This is a genomic window from Aetokthonos hydrillicola CCALA 1050 (assembly GCF_017591665.1).
GTDB lineage: Bacteria > Cyanobacteriota > Cyanobacteriia > Cyanobacteriales > Nostocaceae > Aetokthonos > Aetokthonos hydrillicola.
Map to the genome: position 1 here is coordinate 139,660 of NZ_JAAKGC010000007.1, position 23,156 is coordinate 162,815.

The 23,156-nt window shown below is 41.6% G+C and carries 15 protein-coding genes and 1 pseudogene; 3 read left to right on the forward strand and 13 right to left on the reverse strand.

Features of this window, described 5'->3' with window-relative positions; genetic code table 11:
• Positions 1 to 219: 219 nt before the first annotated feature.
• From G4P69_RS05740 to G4P69_RS05755, 4 genes are all read right to left on the reverse strand, one after another.
• A complete protein-coding gene (locus G4P69_RS05740; protein ID WP_208339239.1) occupies positions 220 to 1,446 on the reverse strand; it encodes an MFS transporter in 1,227 nt (408 codons plus the stop codon).
• Positions 1,447 to 1,821: 375 nt separating this feature from the next.
• Positions 1,822 to 3,198, reverse strand: coding sequence for a serine/threonine-protein kinase (locus tag G4P69_RS05745; RefSeq protein ID WP_208339238.1), 1,377 nt, complete (start codon positions 3,196 to 3,198; stop codon positions 1,822 to 1,824).
• Between the two features lie 216 nt (positions 3,199 to 3,414).
• Complete coding sequence (locus tag G4P69_RS05750; protein WP_208339237.1) at positions 3,415 to 4,590, reverse strand: DUF1822 family protein; 1,176 nt, start codon at positions 4,588 to 4,590, stop codon at positions 3,415 to 3,417.
• A gap of 114 nt (positions 4,591 to 4,704) precedes the next feature.
• A complete protein-coding gene (locus tag G4P69_RS05755; protein ID WP_208339236.1) occupies positions 4,705 to 5,901 on the reverse strand; it encodes a sigma-70 family RNA polymerase sigma factor in 1,197 nt (398 codons plus the stop codon).
• Positions 5,902 to 6,186: 285 nt separating this feature from the next.
• Here G4P69_RS05755 and G4P69_RS05760 point away from each other — a divergent pair, with 285 nt between their 5' ends.
• On the forward strand, positions 6,187 to 8,463 hold the full coding sequence (locus G4P69_RS05760) for a caspase family protein (RefSeq protein ID WP_208339235.1): 2,277 nt from the start codon (positions 6,187 to 6,189) through the stop codon (positions 8,461 to 8,463).
• An 83-nt stretch (positions 8,464 to 8,546) separates the two neighbouring features.
• Here G4P69_RS05760 and trpD read toward each other — a convergent pair whose 3' ends face one another.
• The 7 genes from trpD to aroF form a co-directional block, all read right to left on the reverse strand.
• Complete coding sequence (gene trpD, locus G4P69_RS05765; RefSeq protein ID WP_208339234.1) at positions 8,547 to 9,641, reverse strand: anthranilate phosphoribosyltransferase; 1,095 nt, start codon at positions 9,639 to 9,641, stop codon at positions 8,547 to 8,549.
• A 26-nt stretch (positions 9,642 to 9,667) separates the two neighbouring features.
• A complete protein-coding gene (locus G4P69_RS05770; RefSeq protein ID WP_208339233.1) occupies positions 9,668 to 11,416 on the reverse strand; it encodes an iron uptake porin in 1,749 nt (582 codons plus the stop codon).
• A gap of 551 nt (positions 11,417 to 11,967) precedes the next feature.
• The gene (trpB, locus tag G4P69_RS05775; RefSeq protein WP_208339232.1) at positions 11,968 to 13,215 is read right to left on the reverse strand and encodes a tryptophan synthase subunit beta; all 1,248 of its coding nucleotides are present in this window, start codon (positions 13,213 to 13,215) and stop codon (positions 11,968 to 11,970) included.
• Positions 13,216 to 13,275: 60 nt separating this feature from the next.
• Positions 13,276 to 14,085 (reverse strand): tryptophan synthase subunit alpha, encoded by an 810-nt coding sequence (gene trpA, locus G4P69_RS05780; protein ID WP_208339231.1) that lies wholly within the window; start codon positions 14,083 to 14,085, stop codon positions 13,276 to 13,278.
• A 65-nt stretch (positions 14,086 to 14,150) separates the two neighbouring features.
• Positions 14,151 to 14,993: an indole-3-glycerol phosphate synthase TrpC gene (gene trpC, locus G4P69_RS05785; RefSeq protein WP_208339230.1), complete on the reverse strand. Its 843-nt coding sequence runs from the start codon at positions 14,991 to 14,993 to the stop codon at positions 14,151 to 14,153.
• 177 nt (positions 14,994 to 15,170) lie between these two features.
• Positions 15,171 to 17,372 (reverse strand): anthranilate synthase, encoded by a 2,202-nt coding sequence (locus G4P69_RS05790; RefSeq protein ID WP_208339229.1) that lies wholly within the window; start codon positions 17,370 to 17,372, stop codon positions 15,171 to 15,173.
• Between the two features lie 388 nt (positions 17,373 to 17,760).
• On the reverse strand, positions 17,761 to 18,861 hold the full coding sequence (aroF, locus tag G4P69_RS05795; RefSeq protein ID WP_208339228.1) for a 3-deoxy-7-phosphoheptulonate synthase: 1,101 nt from the start codon (positions 18,859 to 18,861) through the stop codon (positions 17,761 to 17,763).
• Between the two features lie 330 nt (positions 18,862 to 19,191).
• On the opposite strand from aroF, the pseudogene G4P69_RS05800 reads away from it, so the two are divergent.
• Positions 19,192 to 19,287: pseudogene (locus tag G4P69_RS05800) on the forward strand (AAA-like domain-containing protein); the annotation flags it as partial.
• Positions 19,288 to 19,302: 15 nt separating this feature from the next.
• Here G4P69_RS05800 and G4P69_RS05805 read toward each other — a convergent pair.
• Positions 19,303 to 20,424: an ABC transporter ATP-binding protein gene (locus G4P69_RS05805; protein WP_208339227.1), complete on the reverse strand. Its 1,122-nt coding sequence runs from the start codon at positions 20,422 to 20,424 to the stop codon at positions 19,303 to 19,305.
• 211 nt (positions 20,425 to 20,635) lie between these two features.
• Between G4P69_RS05805 and mrdA the strand changes: the two genes are divergently transcribed.
• The gene (mrdA, locus tag G4P69_RS05810; RefSeq protein WP_208339226.1) at positions 20,636 to 22,480 is read left to right on the forward strand and encodes a penicillin-binding protein 2; all 1,845 of its coding nucleotides are present in this window, start codon (positions 20,636 to 20,638) and stop codon (positions 22,478 to 22,480) included.
• 96 nt (positions 22,481 to 22,576) lie between these two features.
• Here the strand turns inward: mrdA and G4P69_RS05815 are convergent, their stop codons facing one another.
• A complete protein-coding gene (locus G4P69_RS05815; protein ID WP_208339225.1) occupies positions 22,577 to 23,041 on the reverse strand; it encodes a protease inhibitor I42 family protein in 465 nt (154 codons plus the stop codon).
• Between the last annotated feature and the right edge of the window lie 115 nt (positions 23,042 to 23,156).

A 23,156-nucleotide genomic window follows, 5' to 3' on the forward strand; every position in this document is an offset into this window, starting at 1 on the left:
TATGCACACTCTTAACAGAACTTGTTTTATCGCTATTTAAAGAAAGAGCTAGTAAATTTGGGTTTTGAGCCCCTTTTTATATTGATTCGCTTAAATATCGCTATATATCCACTTTTTATTAAAATTTCTGAACTATATACTTAAAGGTCGAGAGTAGCACTTCTCTCAACCCCTGGGAAATTGGCACTTCCATTTATATTTGAAATTAGTTCTCTAGTTCTAGCTGTGAGAGCATTTCGGCACTCTTTGTGCTACTAACAAACTAAAGACTACAGTTGTGATTATGACAAGAGCCGTGCTAGTATAGAACACTCCTTGAATTCCCCAAAAACCAAAGGTAATGCCTGCGAATAAGGGACCCACTGACCTTCCTAAGGATTGCACTGTAACATTCAGTGCCATAAAACCAGCCCGGTAGCCCTCCGGGGCAGTTTCTGCTAATATTGCTTGTAAAGGTGGAAAAGCCAAAGCTTGAGATATACCAAATATAACGCAGGGAACGGTCAGCAACCAAGGGCTATGAATTACAGGGACAAGTACTACTGATAATGCACATAGAATACAACCGAATACAATCAACCTTTTTTCTGAAATCCAACGTGTTAGTAAACCTAATTGTGAGGCAGTAAAAGCCATAGCAAGCGGGAAGCAGCAAATGATAATACCAATCTCTGCACCAGAAGCGTTTAGATAAGTTCCCGCATAAATTGGGATATAGGCGTAGCAGGTAGCAAACTCAACAACGAATAAAACAAACACTGTGAACAGTAGCACAAAGACTTGCACATCATTAATACTCTCCCAGATATTTTTGAGGTAACCCTTAAAATTCACAGTCTGAGCGTTCTTTTGCTTCTTAGATAGCTTTAGTTTGATGCAAATCAACAACGCAAGTGGAAAGGCTAATATCGATAGTAGAAATGGGTATCTCCAACTTAACCCTCCTAATACTCCACCAATAACCGGATAAATTGTGGCAGCAATCCCAATTGCTGCGGCGTTAAGCCCCATTGCAGCAGTCAACATTTTACCACTATATAAACTGCTGATGATAGTTAGTTCCAAAGTGTCTAAACTAGCAGCACCAATACCTGTCAAGAAGCGCCACTCTAATAAGCTGCGGAAATCTTGGGAAAATGTACATAGAATTCCACCTGCCCCAAACAGTAGCAATGAAGGAATCAGGATTTTCTTGATACCTACACTATCAGCTAATGCTCCAAACATAAAAGCTCCAGCTGTGGTTGGGATTAGAAAAACTGCCATTATTAGTCCAATTTGTTGGGGTGGAACGTTAAGCCCTTTGGCAATTATTGGCATTACAGGGCTAATACTAGTTACCCCTAAAATAGATATCAGTGAGATACAGACAATGATGAAAAGATTTCCATCAATATGTATACTTTTTTCCTTTGTAAGGTTAGTTCTTTTAACTAATGAACTCATATATTTTCTCTCCTTACTTGAAGTTATTCTTTGTGAAAAATCTAGAAAAGTGTGTTAATCTTAAAAGTGTAGACTGCAATGATTCAGATTTTTGACTGCTTTCAATTAACCTGTTGTCAATTCACTATTAATTACCTACAGATAGAAAATTTTCTTTATGCATTGCCCAACTCAAAAACCCTACCAGTGGATGGCTTAGTAATGACTCTGATTCCTTGTGACTTGAGTTAACGAGCTTTCCAGCCTTCTACAAACTAGCAGCGCTTCGCGATGCTCACGCACGGAGCCGCCTTTATGCGATTGGCTTCGCCGCCACGCTTCGCGATCGCCCGGATGCAGCGTCAAGGGCGAGTACCTATACTTTTCGATTTTTTGCTACTTATGTCGGTAGACGCGCTCTTTAAACTGTTCTGCTCTTTTCTGGTTAGGAATTTCTGCCACTAACGTTTCAACAAGTTGCTCTGGTGTTAAATGTGGATATTGATCTAATGTATCTCGAAGAATAGCGCTAGCAAAAGTTCCAACAAGACTGGTCAGTTCTCGCCGGCAAGTTTCCAGAAACTTTGGATTACTAATTGCAGGATAGCTTCCTAAGGGTTCCTGCATGGTCATATTCTCAAGTTTTAGTAAATCAGGTTCAACAGGAAGTTTAACGCTATTTACAAACTTTTGTGCAATTTCTGGGTTAGGAATTGCCTCACTAAGTACTTTAATAAATTCTTTTGTCGCTATTTGTGGAGTTTTATCCAAAGTTCTTTCTATCAAAACGCTGGCTAAAGGTCCCACAAAACTAGTCAATTCTCGCCGACATTCTTCCAAAAACCTTGGATTTTCAGAAACAGGTATTTGTGTAGGCGGTTCAGTAATTGCTTTTTGATTCCCTGTTTGTGCAATATGATTTTGTGATGGATTAAGCTCCAGGAGAATTTCTTTAGCTAATTGATAGCGATCACTTGGTAATTCTGCCAACATTTTGGCCAGTATCTTTGCCAAAAAATCACTAATACGTACATGAGAACGCCATTTCCAGCGCAGGGAATTATCTATCAACATATGTGGCATTTTGCCAGTCAAAAGGACAACCGCACAAACGCCAAGTGCGTAGAGATCACTACAGGGATAGCAATTTCCAAAACGCAGTTGTTCTGGTGGCGAGTAGCCAATTTTTCCTACGATTGAACCGCGAGATGAATAGCGAATATTCGTTTCAGAAGCCAAAATCTGAGTGAATTTATCCTTAACAACTCCAAAGTCAATCAGTATAGGCTTGGATTTGTTATGGGGAAGCATGATATTGTCTAGTGAAATATCCCGGTGAATGATCTTGCATCCGTGGATATATTCCAAGACTGGCAGCATATCTATTAACCATGCTCTTACTTCAGCTTCAGAAAATGGCCTACCTTGCTGAGAGAGACGGTGGTTTAAAATTTGCCAGTAAGTTTGTCCATCAATATATTCCTGTACGATAAACAACCTCTGTTCTTCAGTCAACCAAGCAAGAAATTTAGGAATTTGCGGATGTTGAATCTGGTATAAAACTTTTGCTTCTCGTTCAAATAATTCCTGAGATTTGAGAACTATATCCGCTTTGGCATTTGCACCAGCTATAAACTCTTTTAAAACACATTTTTCACCAAACCGTTGAGTATCAAATGCTAAGTAAGTTCGTCCAAAACCCCCTTGTCCAAGAAGTTTCTGAATGCGATAACGATTACTAACTAAAGTCCCGGGCTGAATTTGTGCTATCATTTTTGTATTGTTGATTCATGTTATTTATTATTTAATACAGTTTTAAGTAAATAAATTACGCTGAAAATTTCCTGTTTTTAGCTTTCCTACAAAATAATCATGGCTTCCCAAAACTCACATTTCAGTATCCTGCTCCAGCAAGAGCTTTAAAAACGCCGAAAAATAGGGATCTTCTCGATCTTGCCCGTAATGTAAGCCGCTAGTCGAAGAGGTTGTTCAAAAGAACAAGATTTCAGATTGGTAGTCTTCTGGAGTGGGCTCTGTTTGCCAGACCAATCCTTGACTAGAAGTGCCCAAAGCCACTTCAATATAAAGCTGATCTACAGGAGTTTTGGCTCGCACTTGATTACCATCAAATGGCTGTAAATCTTCAGTCAAGAGTCTAAATTTAACTCCACTAGGAATCAACTCGCCCCTAGTTGCTTTCCGGAGTTCGAAACGCCATACTCTTGAAGTAATGTTACCTTTGGGTTGCACACGTAGTTCGTATTGTTCTCCAGCAATGGTTAATCTTCGTACTAAAGTAGGCAATGTAGATGCCTGGCTAGAGCCGCGTGCTCCGGCAAGATTGAGCTGCGAATCAATACTTCCCCAGCCAAACTTTTGACCAAACTCTGACACACCAGTTTGCAACCATTGGGTAATTGACCACTGTTGTTGCATTCCTTGGCGTTGTTCGTACAAGCGTTGTCTCCAACCGCCATGTTCTAGAAGCGCTCCCCAAATTTGAAAAGGTACGGCAGTACGTGGTGAAATGATCGCGGGATTTCCTAAGCGGTTAAGCAGGTTGTTTGTTTGTGGTGCGGATAATTCTGGCAGTTGTGGCGTCTCAAGGCGGGTGACTTCTTCGGGACATATTTGACGCGCTACCCACAGAATACTGATATTAGAAATCAAGTCTTCTCCATCTAAACAATAAGCGCGATCGCCCGCATCGTAACTTGCCATGCTCTTGAGTTGCTTGTGGGTTGTATATCCCCAAATTCTGATATACCGTTCTTCCACATTGACTTGTACAGCCAAGTAGTAATCAGCTACCCAACTAGGAATATCTACCCATTCTTGGGGAACGCGCAGTTCACTTAAATCAGCAGCTTCAGTTGGAATCAATGCTAATCGTACTCCTTTCAAGGAAATCCCTGTACCATTAACGACTTCCGAAATACTCGGTAAATTTGCTACACTGGGAAAAGGATTTGCCTCAGGAGCATACTCGCTTCGCAACCAAGGCAGAAAAGTATTTAGGCTCAAGCGGTTGAGATATGTAATCCAACGGCGACTAGATGTTGAAAAAGCTTGGCTTTGCTGCCAATTTTTAGCAAGCTCAGTTTCAGGTATTTCTAACCAGAGATGGTCAGAGTTTATTAAAGTTAGCGCGTCTGGGTTAAACATAGTATAGTCACCACTCCAACTAAAAAGCTCAGTTTTTTTCAGAAAAAGATTACCAAGAGTGTGTAGATCCTTTATCTACTATCTTTGGTTAGAAGATGCAGCGAGTTCCTTGAACTAAGAAGACGAAGGACTATAGAAAGCTTGTAACCATTCCTCTATGAAGGTACTCATGTAGTTAAGTACCGAGGGATTAAGTTGAATATGCAATGATTCTTTACTCCAGTTAGCAAGCTTGAGTAATAACGAGTCTTTAGCCTTGGTGAGCCTACGAGAAACAGTATACTGCTTGATTTGCAACTTTTGTGCAATCTGCTGTTGAGTTAAACGCTCATTGTAGTACGATTGTATGATGATTTGTGACTCCTGATCGAGATCATTTAATGCTGCCGCTAATACTGTGCTTATTTGAGAATGCTGGGATTGTCTGTCAAGTAGTTCTTCTTCTGCGATGAATTCTGTTATTAACGATTCTTGCTGAAGTTGGGGTAATATATCTTGATATTCTGCTGACGAATCATCCCCTCTTGGGGCATTTATAGAGACAAAATCTGGGTAAAAATAGCTGCGCACTGCTTTTGCACAGCCAACTAACCATTTTTCGATTGTTTCGACAGTACAATTTACCCCTGGTACAGACAGTTGAGTATGGCGTTCCGAATTATAAAATTCGGCGATCGCTTGCCATGTGGCTGCATCCGGCTTTGGTAGTTGGCGGGTGCCACTAGCTTTCTGTGGAGCATATAAAGCTTGGTAGGCTTTCCAAGCCAATACATAGCTTTGTATTGTGTCGGCATTAAGTCCAACATTTTGTAAAGATTCTACCAAACGCTTTTGAGTCACCTTTCGCAACAACCGCCAATTGGTACAAATATCAATTTCTTGTTGCTGACACAGTAATTCCTTGAGTTCAGTACTGAAAATCACACTGCTGTAGCTCTTAAGGCTGAAGCCTATGTTAGGTTTAAACCCTTTTAAAACCTTATCAATACGAGTGATCGCCATCTGAAAGCAGTCTGACACAGAGTATTGCGTAGAGGAAACCTTAACAATTGTTTTTTGAGCAGCCCAATAGCAAACCTCTTGTAAATAAGCTGATAAATGTCCTTTTGCTAAACTTTCTGGTTGTTCCTGCCAGATCTTACACCAGTAAGATACCCAAAAATTTTCTGATTCCTCTGGTTGTGGTAGACGCGCCTGACAATGTAGGATATTGCGGCGCAGCCTTCCATCAACAGCCCAACCAATTACCCTGTCTGTGTCTAATTGTAAAAAAGTAGAAAATAGCTCAGTTATACCTTGACGAGAACGCATATTATTTTTGCATAACGAGGTTACAAAAAGATCTATCACAGATAACAACGGACGGGTACTGTAACACAGACACCCTTGTCCCATCCATAACACATAGCCGTTTTGACCACGGCATAGTAATTGACACAATGAGCATTGTGTGATTTTGTTTTAAACAAAAGCCCTCTTGATTACGTTTCCTATTACGGAAAGCCCGAGAGCCATTCTGATTATTAATAATATAGATGTAAGTAAAATAAACTTCTGCGCTTTAGGGACAGAAGTTTGAGGAGTCAGATAATAAATATGTCTTCTGTAGGTGTTTATTCTAGCTACTCAACTGGTATACTAGCAACCGGGAAAGCTAAAGTTTGGCTTTTGCTAGTAGGTGTTAACGAATATCAAGATCAAGGCTTGGCTTCTTTACGCTATCCAGCTGTAGATTGCCAAGGTTTAGGTGAAGCACTGAACAAAGCTACTCAGGGATTTCCTAACAAAGAAGTCATTATTCATCACGATTTTGCACAACAACCCCCGACGTTGGCCGCAATTCGTGCCAGTCTACAACGAATTGTTTCACAAAGCCAATCTCAAGACTCCATCTTGCTGTATTTCTCAGGGCACGGAATGTTGGAGCCAAATAATCAGCAAGCTGTACTGTGTATGCGAGATACGCAAATAGACAACTTGCTGGGTACAGGGTTGAACTTACAAGAACTAATGCAAATATTGGGGACTAGTTCTGCTAAACATCAGCTAGTTTGCCTAGATACATGTCACAGCGGCGACATGAGGTTGTTAGGGAAAGGCGCTGGTAAAGCCAGAGGCGGAAATACCTCCGAGACTTTAGTGAACCCTACACCACAGATGATGGACGTTTTGCGACAACGCGCCGCCCGAAGTAAAGGATTTTGTGCCTTACTATCTTGCGATCAAGGACAACAGTCTTGGGAGTTCCCAGAACTAGGGCATGGAATATTTACTTACTATTTAATGCAGGGGTTATTAGGCGAGGCAGCCGATTCACAAGGCATCATAGAAGCTGATGGACTTTACAAATATGTATATCGCCAGACGCTGCAATATATTGATAAATTAAATCAGCAGTTACGTTTGATTAACCAGCAAAAACTTAATCGTGGGGATGGTAGACTTTACCCAGAATATCCTCTGCAAACACCCAAGCGAATTGTCGAAGGAGTCGGAGAATTAGTTCTCGGATTTAAACCTTCCAAGGTTCAATCGTGCAAGCTGCGACGGGCGCTGGTTATCGATGGGCTCTCTAATAACAAAACAATTACTGACTTGGGACGGGTGTTTGGCGGGGCTGGTGGGTTTGAAGTAGAGCATCTTTCGCCAAAAAGCAAAACTTTGTCAGAAATCCGAGGCAGAATTCAACAATGGATTCGCTGGGATAGTAAATCAGAAACAAAATCCTTAACACAACTGGGAACTCTCAAAGGGACACAAACTTCTTTATTGTACTTACGCGGGTGCGTTGAAGAAATCGAAGATGGAGAAGCCTGGTTAGTTTTAGCTGATGGCGTGCGCCTGAGTCGTTCTTGGTTAAGACAAGAGCTACGACGTTCTTACAAAGCTCAATATATAATTATTCTAGATTGTCCTGAAGCGACTTCTCTCGATAGCTGGGTTGAAGATTTGCAATGTGATACAGAGTATGGACAATGCTTAATCGCCGCTGCTTCTAGAACACAGGAGCCAGAATTATTCTCCCAAATGCTCCTAAAAACCCTTGTTGCAGCAAATCCGCGAAATGGATTGTCAGTTGCTACATGCATTGCTCAACTACAAAAACTTTCACAGGAAAAAGGCATTGACCTTCATGTCTGGCTATCTGACACACAAGCTGTAATTGATATCTTACCTGGAAATATTTCCGTAGTGTTCCAACAATTGCAGGAGAGACAAAACACAATTCAAGAGAATAACCAGGAAGAAGACAACGAGAAATCGTCGAAAAATATTCACAATTTCCCTACTACTCTACAGAACCCACCACAATCCTCAAAAACAAACCCAAGCGTAGCCTCCCCGAAACCCCAGTCATTTCAAAAGGCACCTGCTGTTTCTTCTACTGCTAATAGTAATTCTTCGACTAGGGTACAACTTGGACCCGATCTAACGATAGACTCACAACAGTATACAAAACTTGAACAGCTTCTGAAGCAATCAATAGGATCAATCGCGCCAACGATATTACAAAAAGCCTTAGTAAAGGCAGAAAACTTCGAAGAATTGGTAAAGATTTTAGCTACCTATGTAGCGCCAAGGCAACAAGAACAGTTGAAGCAACAGGCAATGGCTTTATTGGAATCATCTACTGTTTCGCCTAGCAACAAACCAGTTAAAACTGCTCAAACAGTCGATGCCAATTTTATGAGTAAATGTGAGCGTGAGTTAGCTTATTCAGTTGGCCCCATCGCTAGTTATATGGTTCGGCAGGTTTTGAAATCTCACCCACAAATCTCACCGCCAGAGTTGGTAAAACAGTTGGCAAGACAAATTAGCGATCCAATACTGGCTTTAGAGTTCGAGCAACGTATGTATATTAAGAAAGCTTAGGGTTTTCTTTAGATCCTGAAACCACCCCTCTCCCAAGCCCGTGTGCCAGAGATCAGAGGTGGAGTTTGGGTATTAGAGGTTTTTTAAGCGAGAAATTTGGCTAACTGTTCCAATTTTCTCCAAGGTTCTCCACTTTGAAGAACACCTCTAGCAAGAATGACGGCATCAGAAAAAGTGTTTGTATAATTACCACTATCGGTGAGATATTCACCAACATATAGCGCTAAAGCAGTATTTAAAGCAACTGCGTCTTGCTGCGGCAAAGTACCTTTACCTTGCAAAACCGCTTTGAGGATTTCTGCATTTTCTTGAACGTCTCCACCTCGTAGTGTACTAATTGGAGCTGGGTTTAAACCTAAGTCCCTTGGATCTAGTTCGAGTCGGTGTATTTGTCGGTTTGACAGCACTGCTAAGTCGGTTTTATCTCCTAATCCTGCTTCATCTAATTTTTCCCGTCCGTGAAGTGTAATTGCTCGACGCGTCCCCAAATGATTAAGAACTTTCGCAAAAGTCTCTATCAAAGTTGGGTTATTAACACCAATCACTTGTCCTGTTGGTCGTAGTGGGTTAAGCAACGGGCCAAGTAGATTAAAAACTGTGCGGACTTTGAGAGTTTTTCTTAATGGAGCGATCGCTGAAAGTGCTGGATGCCAATCTGGTGCAAATAAGAAAGTGATCCCTACTGCATCTAAGGCTGCTTGAGCTTTTTCAGCGTCGGCTTTGAGATTGATACCTAAAGCTTCCAATACATCAGCAGAGCCAGTTTTACCAGAAGCTGAGCGATTACCATGCTTTGCAACTTTTAGCCCACAAGCTGCTGTAACGAAAGCAACAGACGTCGAAATATTAAACGTTGATGCTCCATCTCCACCAGTACCACATGTATCAACCAATGGTGAATTAACAAAATGATCGCGCAAGTTTGGTTTTACTGACTGGGAGTGTAAAGCCTCGACCATGCCAAGTAATTCTTCAACAGATACCCCCTTCGCTTGAATTGCTGCTAAAATCGCACCGGATAAAACCGGAGGAATAGCTTCAGTGAGCCAGCCGCACATTAAATCTGACGCTTGGGAAACAGAAAGAGATTGACCGTCAAGCAATTGCTGTAATATTAGAGACCAACGAGAGGGCTCGTTAGTAGTTGATAAATTTTTTTCAAGACTGAGTTGGATCATAATCTTCCTACTTTTATAAATGAGAATTAAAAAGAGAAGACTGAACGGAGTGTTCCTGTGATGATTGTGCCGTTACCTTGTTGATTTCCGGCGTGGTCGATCACTTGAATTGTTGGTGTTAATTGGATACTTTGACTAAACGGGTAGTTATAAAACGCTTCGAAATTGGTCTGAGTTGAATTGCCAATTTGACTAGCAATAAATGGCTGACCAACAGCAACACCTGCTAAAGAACCGCGTCTAAGCAAATCTCTCATTGCAACTCCGGCCATCCAGTAATTGGGCTTAACGTTGCCGAAGGAGGTGTTATTAAAACTTCCGTAACCGTATCGACCAAAGATACCAAACTTTTGTGCAAGGGTTAATTCAGCATTTACTCCAATCACATCAAAGTGGTTACTGGTTAATTCACCGCCACTGTATTGTAGGCGCACAGCGAACGCCCTTGAAGGAGCATATTCTATTTCCACCATACCTTGATAGGTACTTCCAAACAAGCCTCGCGGTGTATTGGAAGTGTTAGGGGGATTAAAACTGGGGTATAGTAACGGAGCAAACGATGCAGCACCATTTATCTGTCCGCTACGTCCTGGATTGGCGGCGTCTGATGCGGCATATAAACCTCGCACTGAAATTGGCCCATTATTTGGTTTCCAATCAATTGCGGCTCCAGCAGCAAGACCCCCAACTGGGAAAAGAATTAGGTTATTGGTAAAAGCTAAAGTGCTAAAGTCTAGGAAGCTTAGGTAAGCATAACTGTTGCGGTCTACAAAATCGGTTGGGTAAATATTTGGACCAACAGTGACCTGAAAGTCTTTAAAGGGTTGAAAGGTATAATACAATCTATCGAGAATTAGCTGACGATTTACTGGTGGCTTGACTGAGTAATCTATAACACTACCAAAATTTGGCTCCAGCAGACCTGGAGCATTGCTTGCCGATGGTCCACCACTAAGATCAGTACTTCCAGTATCAAGGCGGATTTTAAGCAAGTCAGTTCCAGTGAAGCTAGTGTTTAAATCTACACCTGCTCGAAACAACAATGTAGGATTAGGTTGGAAAGCAATAACTCGATTGGGGGAAGTACCAGTAGGGTTCCCAAAGCTACCAGGGTTTCCAGGACCAGCTGTGTTGCCGGGGTTCCCAGGACTACTAGGGTTACCAGGGATAGTAATGGTTCTGCCATTAAATCCACCAGCACTAACAGAAATGATTGCCTGACCTTGTATTTTGGTAGTTGTGGAAAACTGATGAGCCTCCAGTTCAGCTGTATGTGCTTCTAAAGTATCTATCCGGCCCCGTAAAGCAACTAATTCTCTAGCAAACTGCTCCTGTAGCTTTTGTAAAGTTGCCAAGTCTTCTTTTTTGACTATATCTGCTGTTGCTGTCCCAATTAGTTCATTAACCCGGTCTAAGCAAGCATTGACCCCAGCAGCAAACTCATAACGGGTTACCGCCCGATTACCGCGAAAGGTACCATTAGTATACCCAGCAATGCAACCATAGCGTTCAACCAAAGATTGTAATGCTTGAAATGCCCAATCACTAGGTTGAACATCACTTAGTTGATTAACGTTTGTCACCTGACTCATTCCAGATGTGCTTTCTTCTACCTGGGGTTCATTTAACGACTCTGCTTCTTGTCTAGAAAAGACGGTGGTTTCTGCACTGGCTGGATATATAATTAGGAGTAACAAACTTAACAAAGTGACTCCTTTCACAACAGTGTTGATACAAAAAAATCTGGAAGAGTTTTTAGCAGCAGTCGCGTTCATAAACAGCATCTTATCCTAGTTACTGAATCTTGATTTAGGTTGCAAAAATTACAGTTTCTTCAGAAAAACTTGATTTTTCAAACTCTCTGATTTAAAAACTTTCAGATAAAAAAGTGTCTAAAGCATTATGCTTACTCCTTTCACACTGCGAGATTACCTATTCTTTATGAGCATTTAAGCTACTGTGCGAGAAGCTTTTGAGCGTTTATAACCGGCTTAACAAAGCAGAACCTGGTTTTGCTGGTTGATGATAAAAGCAGAAGAAAGCAGACAAGGTTTTGGAATTATAAATTTAGGCGTTAAACATTTATAGCATTAGACAATCAGAGGTTAGTTAACCGTTTTGTCATGTGCACTCAGAAACCTGTAAAGTCATTTTACATTTTGGCGACGCCTAATTTTCAGGAGATTGGTAACCCGTTGCAAATCTATACAGTACTAAAAGTGACGCCCGGCTGTTTTAACCATTTACGGTAAGCATAAGAACATCATTCTACACCATTTGATAAGACTCCTATTAATTTAGATTTACGCAGATTGAAAATTACTTTTTATGGATGAGTGAAAAATTTGGCAACCGTTTGCACATCCTTGTCACCACGTCCGGAACAATTAATAACTATTCGGGGGTTACCATTCAGCTGCGGGCAAAGCGTTTCTAAGTAAGCAATAGCATGAGCTGTCTCTAGTGCAGGAATTATTCCTTCTAGTTGTGAGAGCCGCTGAAATGCTTGTAATGCTTGCTGGTCAGTAATGCTGTAATATTCAGCGCGTTGAATGTCCTTAAAATAACTGTGTTCAGGCCCCACACCAGGATAATCTAACCCAGCACTGATAGAGTGTGCTTCAACAATCTGACCATCTTCATCTTGCAGAACATAACTCATAGCTCCGTGTAAAACACCAATGCGACCACGTGTCATAGTTGCTGCGTGTTTATCTGTATCAATCCCTTCACCTGCGGCTTCAATTCCGATCATGCGTACAGATGGTTCCTCTGCAAATTCATGGAAAAGTCCAATAGCATTGGAACCTCCACCGACGCAAGCTAGAAGAATATCGGGCAGTCCGCTCCATTTTTCCTGGCATTGCTTGCGAGTTTCCTTACCAATTATCGATTGAAAATCTCGCACCATCATGGGGTAGGGATGAGGACCAGCCACAGAACCTAGGATATAGTGAGTTGTTTCCACATTTGTCACCCAATCCCGAATTGCTTCGGAGGTTGCGTCTTTGAGAGTTCCAGTACCAGCCTCCACAGGACAAACTTCTGCTCCCATCAAGCGCATGCGAAACACATTCAGAGCTTGTCGTTCCATATCGTGGATACCCATGTAAATTAGGCACTTCAGACCAAACCTGGCGCATACTGTCGCGGTTGCAACGCCATGTTGACCTGCTCCTGTTTCAGCAATAATCCTTTGCTTACCCATGCGCTTAGCTAGTAATACTTGAGCTAAAGCGTTATTAATTTTGTGAGCACCTGTATGATTTAAGTCTTCGCGCTTTAAGTAAATTTGTGGCCCACTACCATCAGCTTTACCGTAGTAATTAGTTAGACGTTCAGCAAAGTATAGGGGCGTAGCACGTCCGACATAGTCGTGTAAAAGATGTTGGAGTTCGTTTTGAAAATTGGGATCATTACGATATTGGTAAAACGCAGACTCTAACTCGTGTAATGCAGGCATCAATGTTTCAGGGACGTACTTGCCGCCAAATTGACCAAAGCGACCGAGTGTATCAGGTTGTTGACGCAATAGGGTGGTAGAAACATTGTCTGTTGATGTATTTGTTAACATTATTTCTCCTTAAAAAATACCGATGCGTTAAATATGAAGTGGGCTTTATGACTTTTAACTTTAAATTGCGACAGTGGGGGTAATTGATGCCTTCAATTCGTTACAGAAATCGCTAATAGCTCGCAGTCCCCGATATGGTGTAGTTTCTCCTAAACGTTGCACAAAAGCACTTCCCACAATCACTGCATCTGCACCCCATTCCCTCACCTGACGCGCTTGTTCTGGGCTAGAGATGCCAAAACCAACACCAACAGGTTTGTCTGTGACACTGCGAATTTCACTGAGAACAGTCTTAATACGGCCATGCACTTGGGAACGCATACCTGTAACACCTGTGACACTCACTAGGTAAATAAATCCACGCGATTGGCGAGCAATAGCTTGAATGCGCTCTTGGGAACTGTTGGGGGTTACTAACAATGTAACTTCAACTCCAACGCTATCAGCGAACTGAAGCAAATTACCAGCTTCCTCTAGAGGCAAATCCGGTACAACTAACCCTTTGATCCCAGAATCTGCAACTTTTTTAAGGAACTGCTGCACGCCCATATTTAAGATTGGGTTATAGTAGCTAAAGAGGATAATAGGCGATCGCAAACTACGAGTTATCGACTGCGCCATCTCTAAAACATGAGCTAAACGGGTTCCTTGTTTAACCGCACGGGTAGCAGCCATCTGAATAACAGGTCCATCAGCTAATGGATCAGTGTAGGGAACTCCTAGCTCAATCAAATCTGCACCGCTTCCATCCAAAACTCTTAGGGCTTCTGCGGTAGTTTCCAAATCAGGATCACCAGCAGTAATAAAAGGAATCAAAGCACATTGCTTTTTTGCACGTAAAGATTCAAAATGTTGAGAAATGTAAGTCATAATAATTAACTACTCAAAGGCAACTATTATTTAGCTAGGGGAAAGAAAGAAAAAAAATGCAAAACTCAGGCAGGTTTCTTTTTAAGTTGCTTTACAGCTTGCTCTAAATCAGCTTGCTTAACTAAAGATTCTCCAATCAAGACAGCCTCAGCACCTGCTTCAACCACAAAAGCTAAATCGGCAGATGTGTACAGACCAGACTCACTCACGACTGTAATAGCCAAGCTACTTAACCTTTGCCGGCGTTCTGCGAACAGGTGTTTAGTCGTTTCTAAATCGACGCTAAAATCTTCCAAATTACGATTGTTGATCCCGACTAGTTGCACATTTTGCAACGCTAGCACCCGATCAAGCTCAGCTAAAGTATGTACCTCCACTAAAGCAGTCATGCCTAAACTGTGAGCAATTTCGAGAAAACTTTGCAGAGTTTCGTCGGACAAGATAGCGGCAATTAGCAAAACTGCATCTGCCCCATTGACACGCGCCAGATAAATTTGGTACGGATCGATAACGAACTCTTTACAAAGTAGAGGCAGATTCACACTACTCCGAACTACCGACAAATTCTTAAAACTGCCCTGGAAAAATTTCTCATCGGTCAACACTGAGATACAAGTAGCACCGCCTCGCTCATATGCCTGGGCAATCTTTACCGGGTCAAAGTCGGCACGAATGATTCCTTTACTTGGTGAGGCTTTCTTCACCTCTGCAATTATGCTAGGTTTAGGAGAACCTTGTCGTAAGGCTTTTAGAAAATCTCGCACAGGAGGAGCAGAACTTACCCCAAGTTTTAAATCGGCTAGTGGCAACTGCTCAAGCATAAGAGCAACTTCGTGTTGTTTTTGCCAAACAATCTCTTCGAGTATATGACGTGGTTTGCTCAGCTGTGCGGTCTGTTGGTTATTCATATTAGAAATCATATCTTTTTGGAATCTTGAGTTTTGGATTTTGAATTTTGGATTTTAAATTGACCTACCTTTCGTGCAAGATTATCTATTTTTTCTTCTTCCTTGCACCCTTGGTGCCTTGACTGTTCGCTTCCGTGGGTAGAACATGTTGCCATCTAAAATCAAAAATCTCAATACTTAAAACTGCTGGACTAGGGAGGGTTTACTTGTGAATGCAGTGACTACATTCTTGACAATTGCCAAGCCCACGCCTTCTGCCAAAGTCATAATGGATTCTGGATGGAATTGAAAAGCGGCAATTGGTAGGGTTTTGTGCTCAATCCCCATAACCACACCATCCTCGGAAATAGCTGTAACTTTTAATTCTTTAGGTAAACTATCTTGGAGGGCATATAAAGAGTGGTAGCGGCCAACTTCAAATGATTGTGGTAAGTCTTTAAAGGAAACAGAATCAGGCTCCACAACACGAACACGAGATACCTTACCATGTTGAGGATAATTGAGAACTCCGAGTTGTCCTCCATACGATTCAACAATTCCCTGTAGCCCTAAACACACACCAACAATCGGGATTCGGCGCTTTAGGCAAGCTGCAATTGTATCTGTGATCTTAAAATCGCTCGGTTTGCCCGGACCAGGAGATAAGATAACTAGGTCTGGTTTTTCTGTATCAAAAACTGATTCTGTAAAACCATGCCTTAATGTTATAACTGTAGCCCCTGTTTGCCGAATGTAATTTGCTAGGGTGTGAACAAATGAGTCTTCATAGTCAACTAGTAAAACACGCTTGCCAGATGCTGGATTAGTTTCTTCAATGTCAAGGGTGAGTATATCAGGCAAACTGGCACTCTTATGATTCACTCTGTCAAGTGTTTTAAACAGGGCACTAGCTTTAGTAATAGTTTCTTGGGCTTCGGCTTCTGGTTCAGAGTCATAAAGAACTGTTGCACCGACTCGTACTTCTGCTACTGAGTCCTTTAGTTGAATAGTGCGTAGAATTAAGCCAGTATTCAAGTTGCCTTTAAAACTTAAGTATCCAACTGCGCCACCGTACCAACGTCTGGGACTATGCTCGTGCTGTTCGAGAAACTGCATTGCTGAGCGTTTTGGTGCTCCGGTGACTGTAACTGCCCAAAGATGACTGAGAAATGCATCTAAAGCATCAAACTCCGCTCTCATTAAGCCTTCTACATGGTCTACTGTATGGATCAGGTGACTATATAATTCTATTTGGCGACGACCAATCACTCGCACTGATCCTGGCTCACAAATCCGCGATTTATCGTTACGATCCACATCAGTACACATGGTCAGTTCAGACTCATCTTTGCGAGAGTTAAGCAGCTTCTGAATTTGCATCGCATCATCAATTGCAGTCAATCCTCTCCGAATCGTACCACTAATTGGGCAGGTTTCTACGCGCCTACCTTCCACACGCACAAACATTTCTGGAGATGCACCAATCAAATATTCCCCACCTAAATTAAAGATGAATCCATAGGGACTAGGATTAATCTCTTTGAGTGTTCGGAAAAGTTCGGTAGGGGAGTTTTCGCAAACTTGAAAGAAACTTTGACTGGGAACAACCTCAAATAAATCACCGCGACGGAAGTAATCAAGTGCAGTATTTACTTGTTGTTCATATTCACCTGGTGCATGATCAGAGGATTTCGTAACGTTAAAACGCTTACCTCGATAATCGATAATTTCACCTGTACGAGGCAAATCCCTCGTGCTACCATTCCTAGTTACAAAATCATACTGCAAACGAAACGCTTGTTGCAGATGGTTATCAACGACTAACAATTCATCAGGTAGGTATAGTACCAAATCTCTTTGCTCTGATGAACGTTCTAGAAGCTTTGGCATTTGCTCAAACTGAAAAACCAAGTCATAGCCAAATGCACCATAAAGTCCCAAGTGTTCATCTTCTGGACTACTGAAAGCAGATAATATCTCGCGAACGACAGTGAAAACAGATGGTTGTTTGCTCCGTTCTTCTTCTGAAAATAAACGTTCCGTTTGTTTAACCGAGCCAACGATGCGATTATTCTCTTTGTTTAGAGCCTCAAGATCTGGTTGGTGCAAAAGATGGTCTGCCAGATAATTCAGTAGTACTTTTCCTCGTTCATTAAGTGCTGTAATGGTGAAAGTGTTATTGCAGGTGGCAAGTTCTAAAGGTGGATTGACAAAACCTATCGCCCACCTTTTATAGCGTCCAGGGTATTCGTAGCTACTTGCTAGCAAGCCGCCACGCTGGGAATCAAGACGTACTAAAATCTCTTCTATCGCCATATCTAGAGATGAGGAAATATTAGTTACAGAAAGTGATACAAAGATTCCCCCTTTAGTTGTGTAGCAAGCATTGGAATATACCATTTTTTACCTCTTTTATGTGACTGCAAAAATCATTACCAAGATGGTTTGGCTACTTGGCGACATCAGCCTTGCTTAATTTGCTAAACGGATAGTTTGGGGTAGTGACCGTAACGACCGCTATAACTATATAAATGCAAGCAAAATTAACTGATGCACTTGAATAAAACGAATAGCGATAAATTGCTCAGATATTCAATGACTTCAGGATGATGAATGAATTCTAGGGTAGACATCAATGCTGCCAGAATACAGCACACTGCAAGTAGGTAAGGTACAATGCTTTTGTGTAAAAGCCAGACAAAACGCCCTTTTTACTTCTAAGTTCTCAATTCGGGCTCCTGTCGTATATTATTGCCTACCCTAAAGTTAAAAAATTTAATTGACTAGTTTAGATACGTGCGTTGGAGGCAATTTTGTTACCAAAGTTTGCCTTAGCCTTTGTAGTCTTGAATTTATTACCACGACCAAAGAACTGAGCAATGGGAGTGACTTCCTGCATTAATTCTATAAAATCTTGTGGTGTGAGAGACTGAGGTCCATCTGATAATGCTGCTTTGGGATTAGGATGAACTTCAATCATTAATGCATCTGTGCCAGCTGCGATCGCAGCCTTGGTCATTGTTGGTACGTACTCAGAGTACCCAGTAGCGTGACTGGGATCAATCATGATTGGCAAATGCGTTAGCTTATGCAAGACAGGTATTACAGATAAATCAAGGGTATTCCTTGTATATTGTCGGTCAAAACTGCGAATTCCGCGTTCGCATAAAATCACGTTGGGATTACCAGCTGCTAGAATGTATTCTGCTGCCATCAACCATTCTTCAATAGTTGCAGACAGCCCTCGCTTTAACAGAATTGGCTTAAGTGTAGCACCTGCTTTTTTCAGTAGAGCGAAATTTTGCATATTGCGTGCACCAATTTGCAACACATCTGCAACTTCTGATACCTTTTCTAGGTCAGCGGTATCCATAACTTCTGTAATAATTCCTAACCCTGTAACTTGACGCGCTTTTGCTAAAAGTTCTAGAGCACTTTCTCCATGTCCTTGGAAAGCATAAGGCGAACTGCGAGGTTTGTAGGCTCCTCCCCTGAGGAACTGTGCACCTGCAGCTTTTACTACCTGTGCTGTTTCTACAATCATTTGTTCATTTTCAACTGAACAGGGTCCAGCAGTTATCACTAGAGGATGATTTCGACCAAAAGTTACCGGACCATTGGGAGTTGGTACAACAACCTCTGATGGTTCACCATAGCGAAATTCTAAGGACGCTCGTTTAAACGGCTGTTTTACTCGGATAACCTGCTCAATAAAAGGGCTAACTTGTTGTATGTGATCAGGGCTAATAGCGGCTGTATCACCCACCACACCAATTACAACTTTGTTATTACTCTCAATTGTTTCTGCTACGAGATCCAATTTGCGGATTTCTTGGATTACTGTCTCGATTTCTCCTAGCGGAGTATGGGATTTCATAACTACGATCATTGTTCTTAACCTCTTAGAATAGTTTTAGTGGGAGCTAGTATTTTGTTTGCCTAATTAATTTAGGCTTGTCTTCTGAACTTCAATAGGCATACGAGTTGAAACTTTATGCAGTTCTGTGGAGTCTAAAAAGAAATTATGAGAGGGGAAAGAACTCGAAAGTAGGCTCCTCATTAGGATCTGAGCAAAAGCGATATCGCCTCTGGTTAATAATCTATTAAGTTGAAGCTTAAAAATTTTGCATAAATCATTTTCTTCTCCCCTAAGCAAGATTTAGAGCTTTAGTTCGGATTAAAGCCCCAAAAGAAATGGGTAAAAGCTCCTTATAAACTTAGCAGTATGGGACTGATCAAACAGTTAAAAAATAAAGTGATACCAAGCTGTGACTTATATCGACAGTATTTTACATCTAAAAACACCCAAATATAGCAATTTTTGGGAAATTTACAACACTAAACAATCACTTTCTGCCCACCAAGCGTATATAGGCGTTTCATAATCTGCTATTTTACCAAAAACGTTGGGCTGCATAGCAGTTATTTGTAAACCATTTGTTAGTTGCACAACATAATTAACGTGTGTACCCAAATACATAATATTAACTAGCCTTCCTTCAAAACAGTTAGTTTGTAAACTGGGTTTATAAAGTGAAAGCTGAATTTTTTCTGGGCGCACGCTCACAGATACCGCTTGAGATAAAGCTGTTGGTGTATTCTCGATACGAGTCACGACGATGGTTAACCCTGTTTTTGTGGAAACTTGTACGCTGGATGCGTTGACTTCTGCTATTTCACCCTCGAACAGATTGGTATTGCCAATAAAATCAGCCACAAATGCTGTTTTAGGTTGTTCATAAATTGCCTTTGGTGTGTCAATTTGTTCGATTCTCCCTTGGTTCATCACAGCAATGCGGTCAGATAAGGATAGCGCTTCTTCTTGGTCGTGAGTTACCATGATAAACGTAAATCCTAAATCTTTGTGTAAATTCGCCAGTTCAACCTGCATCTGCTTGCGTAGTTTTAAGTCTAATGCTCCCAACGGTTCATCTAGAAGCACTACAGCAGGGCGGTTGACAAGTGCGCGTGCTAATGCTACTCGCTGCTGTTGTCCTCCAGAAAGTTGATTGGGAAAGCGCGATCGCAAACTCTCCATTTTCACTAAAACCAAAGCATCTTTAACTCTGCTTTCAATTTCCGCGCGGCTGACTTTTTTTAGTCGCAGTCCAAAGGCAACATTGTCCCATACATTCAGGTGGTCAAACAGAGCATAGCTTTGAAACACGGTGTTGACGGGTCTGCGATAAGGGGGGACATTAGTCATAGACTGACCTTGAATCAATATTTTACCTGCGTCAATCTTGTCAAATCCTGCTATTAAACGTAGAGTTGTTGTCTTACCACATCCAGAAGGACCTAAAATACTAAAAAATTCTCCCCGCCTAATGTCCAAGTCTATGCCATGCACGGCAGGCTCTTTATTAAAAAACTTAAAAACATTACACATTTCCACATCAAGGGACTCAAAATTTACCTTCTTACCCTGATTTTGTATTGCGGTTTGAGCCATAATCGTAAAGAATATTCAGTAATTTTACTTATTTATCGAGGATTTATGTAAGCGGGATCAGCAGACTACATATTACACTTTGGTTTATTGTATCTGGTAAAAAGAATCTATCAGAAATATAGTCCTCTAACACTTTAATGCTTTATCCTGGGTATAACTTTAACTTATTCGTATACAGATAATACTAAATTTCGGAATTACTCTTAGTCTTATGGCTTTACTACAACAACGTCATCTTGGTAGAACAAAAGATACACGAACAGTCGGACGAGGTTACCAGTCTGTATTTTTAATTATATTTACCTTACTAATGACAGGTGCGATCGCAGCCCGGTTGTCTTATTTACAAATATTTGAAGGAGCACAGCATCGGAGACGAGCTGAAGCAAACCGGATTAGGACGATACCTAAACAACCAGAAAGAGGCAATATATTTGACCGGAATGGAAAGCTTTTAGCCACTACTCGTTATCCTCATTCTATCTATTTATGGCCTATGGCTCACACCAAACCATCATGGTCAGTTGTAGCTCCACGTTTATCAAAGATTCTTAACATACCCATAGAGGAAATGGATAAGAAACTTGACGAAGCAGGTCCCAACTCGTCTTCACTTGTGCGGATTGCTCGTGACATTAACGAAGCACAAATCACAGCGGTAAAGGAGTATGCAAACGAACTTCAGGGTGTAGAAATTAATACTGATGCAGTTCGTTACTACCCGGAAGGCAGAGAGTTAGCACATATATTAGGTTACACACGTGAACTGACAGCCCAACAATTAAAACACAAGCAGAAAGACGGCTACCGGCTAGGAGATGTGATCGGTCAGATGGGAGTTGAAAAGGCTTATGAGCATCAGCTACGCGGTGAATGGGGTGGTCGGCAAGTTGAAGTGGATGGTAGAGGACGCCCCATTCGAGTTTTAGGTGAAAAACAGGCCAAGCCAGGTAAAGATATACACTTAACGATAGATTTAAATGTGCAACGAGCAGCAGAAAAAGCTTTGGGGAATACTAAAGGTGCGATCGTCGCCTTAGACCCAAACAATGGTGCTATTTTAGCAATGGTGTCTCACCCTACCTATGATCCAAATATCTTTTCCAAGCAAAAACTTTCTAAGAAAGACTGGGATAGTGTACTAGGTAAAGACCATCCCTTGATTAATCGTGCCCTAAGCGCCTTTCCACCTGCTAGTACTTTTAAGATTGTAACGACAAGTGCTGGACTTGAATCGGGTAAATTTTCTCCCAACACAGTATTACAAACTTTTGGATCCCTCACTGTTGGGGGCGTGACGTTTGGGGAATGGAACCACGCTGGATTTGGTCCCTTAGGATTTCCAAGGGCGATCGCGATGAGTAGCGATACCTTCTTCTATCAAGTTGGTAGGAGGATTGGTGGTCCAACTTTAATTTCGTGGGCTCGTAAATATGGGTTTGGTCAAAGAACTGGCTTTGAGTTTACAGATGAAGAGTCAAAAGGCTTAGTACCAGATGATGCTTGGAAGCAGAAATATTGGAAAATGCCTTGGACTGTAGGTGATTCTATTAACATGTCAATTGGTCAAGGCGCTTTGCAAGTCACACCTTTACAATCTGCAATTATGTTTTCCGTCCCAGCTAATGGCGGATACCGAGTTCAACCGCATTTGCTCAAAGACAATGAACAAGCAAAAAGCTGGCGAGTATCTTTAAATATGAAACCAGACACGATAAAAGTCCTACGCGAGGGATTACGGAAGGTGGTGTCTGAAGGTACAGGTACACGCTTAAATGTACCATCAATTCCCCCAGCTGCGGCAAAAAGTGGTACTGCAGAAGCCGGTGTTGGTCGTCCAAATCATACTTGGTTTGGTGGTTATGCTCCCAGCGATAAGCCAGAAATTACTGTGGTCGCGTTTGGTGAAAATACTGGCGAACATGGTGGTACTGTTTGCGCACCGATGGTCTTACAAGTTATGGAAGCTTATTTTAATGAGAAGTATCCAGGTAAGTACGCTAAACCGCAAGCTGAGGAATCAGATAAAAAGCCAAAACGTGGTACTGGGGACTGATTTCAACCGATATAGGAAGATGGGGGATACAAGGTAGATGCTTCCTTGTCCCCCTTTTTCCACATCGCTAAAAACTCAAGAAGACAATTAAATTGCTTACTTAACGACAAGATTCACAGTAAAGTGATCAATTGCTTTAGCCTCAGGTTCCCACGAACGCCGTCGCTTTAGTACGATCTGTCCCGTTCCGAGAGACTTTGCTCTCAAATGGAATGTTCGCATCCCTCCACCACCTATCCTAACTTCTGATGTCTTAGAGTACTTTGAACATTCGAACTCCACAAGGTGATGGTCAACTTTGCTGAGTTCCCAACGGTAACCAGTAGTAGGGTTCTCTGGGAGATGAATCGCAATTAAGTCACCGACATTTACCTCAAAAGTTTTTGCGCGATCGCTGTCTAAAATGACAATTTCAGACATACCAGAATTTCTTGTACAAACTGCATTAGCTGTGTCAGCCACCAGACAGATTGAGAGCATTCCCAAGGTTAAAGCTATCAACCAAAAACCAGTGAGGTTTAAATGTCTCAAATCTATGAAAGTAAATTTGCGCTGAGGCATAGTCTAAGATTGATGTTCTTATGCTTACCGTAAATGGTTAAAACAGCCGGGCGTCACTTTTAGTACTGTATAGATTTGCAACGGGTTACCAATCTCCTGAAAATTAGGCGTCGCC

Bases quoted from the DNA above. Each gene is read 5' to 3' on its own strand.
- G4P69_RS05750 (WP_208339237.1), bottom strand. From the start codon at position 4,590: ATGTTTAACCCAGACGCGCTAACTTTAATAAACTCTGACCATCTCTGG.
- G4P69_RS05815 (WP_208339225.1), bottom strand. From the start codon at position 23,041: ATGCCTCAGCGCAAATTTACTTTCATAGATTTGAGACATTTAAACCTC.
- G4P69_RS05770 (WP_208339233.1), bottom strand. From the start codon at position 11,416: ATGAACGCGACTGCTGCTAAAAACTCTTCCAGATTTTTTTGTATCAAC.
- G4P69_RS05760 (WP_208339235.1), top strand. From the start codon at position 6,187: ATGTCTTCTGTAGGTGTTTATTCTAGCTACTCAACTGGTATACTAGCA.
- trpA (WP_208339231.1), bottom strand. From the start codon at position 14,085: ATGACTTACATTTCTCAACATTTTGAATCTTTACGTGCAAAAAAGCAA.
- G4P69_RS05805 (WP_208339227.1), bottom strand. From the start codon at position 20,424: ATGGCTCAAACCGCAATACAAAATCAGGGTAAGAAGGTAAATTTTGAG.
- trpD (WP_208339234.1), bottom strand. From the start codon at position 9,641: ATGATCCAACTCAGTCTTGAAAAAAATTTATCAACTACTAACGAGCCC.
- mrdA (WP_208339226.1), top strand. From the start codon at position 20,636: ATGGCTTTACTACAACAACGTCATCTTGGTAGAACAAAAGATACACGA.
- trpB (WP_208339232.1), bottom strand. From the start codon at position 13,215: ATGTTAACAAATACATCAACAGACAATGTTTCTACCACCCTATTGCGT.
- G4P69_RS05755 (WP_208339236.1), bottom strand. From the start codon at position 5,901: ATGCGTTCTCGTCAAGGTATAACTGAGCTATTTTCTACTTTTTTACAA.
- G4P69_RS05790 (WP_208339229.1), bottom strand. From the start codon at position 17,372: ATGGTATATTCCAATGCTTGCTACACAACTAAAGGGGGAATCTTTGTA.
- aroF (WP_208339228.1), bottom strand. From the start codon at position 18,861: ATGATCGTAGTTATGAAATCCCATACTCCGCTAGGAGAAATCGAGACA.
- G4P69_RS05740 (WP_208339239.1), bottom strand. From the start codon at position 1,446: ATGAGTTCATTAGTTAAAAGAACTAACCTTACAAAGGAAAAAAGTATA.
- G4P69_RS05745 (WP_208339238.1), bottom strand. From the start codon at position 3,198: ATGATAGCACAAATTCAGCCCGGGACTTTAGTTAGTAATCGTTATCGC.
- trpC (WP_208339230.1), bottom strand. From the start codon at position 14,993: ATGAATAACCAACAGACCGCACAGCTGAGCAAACCACGTCATATACTC.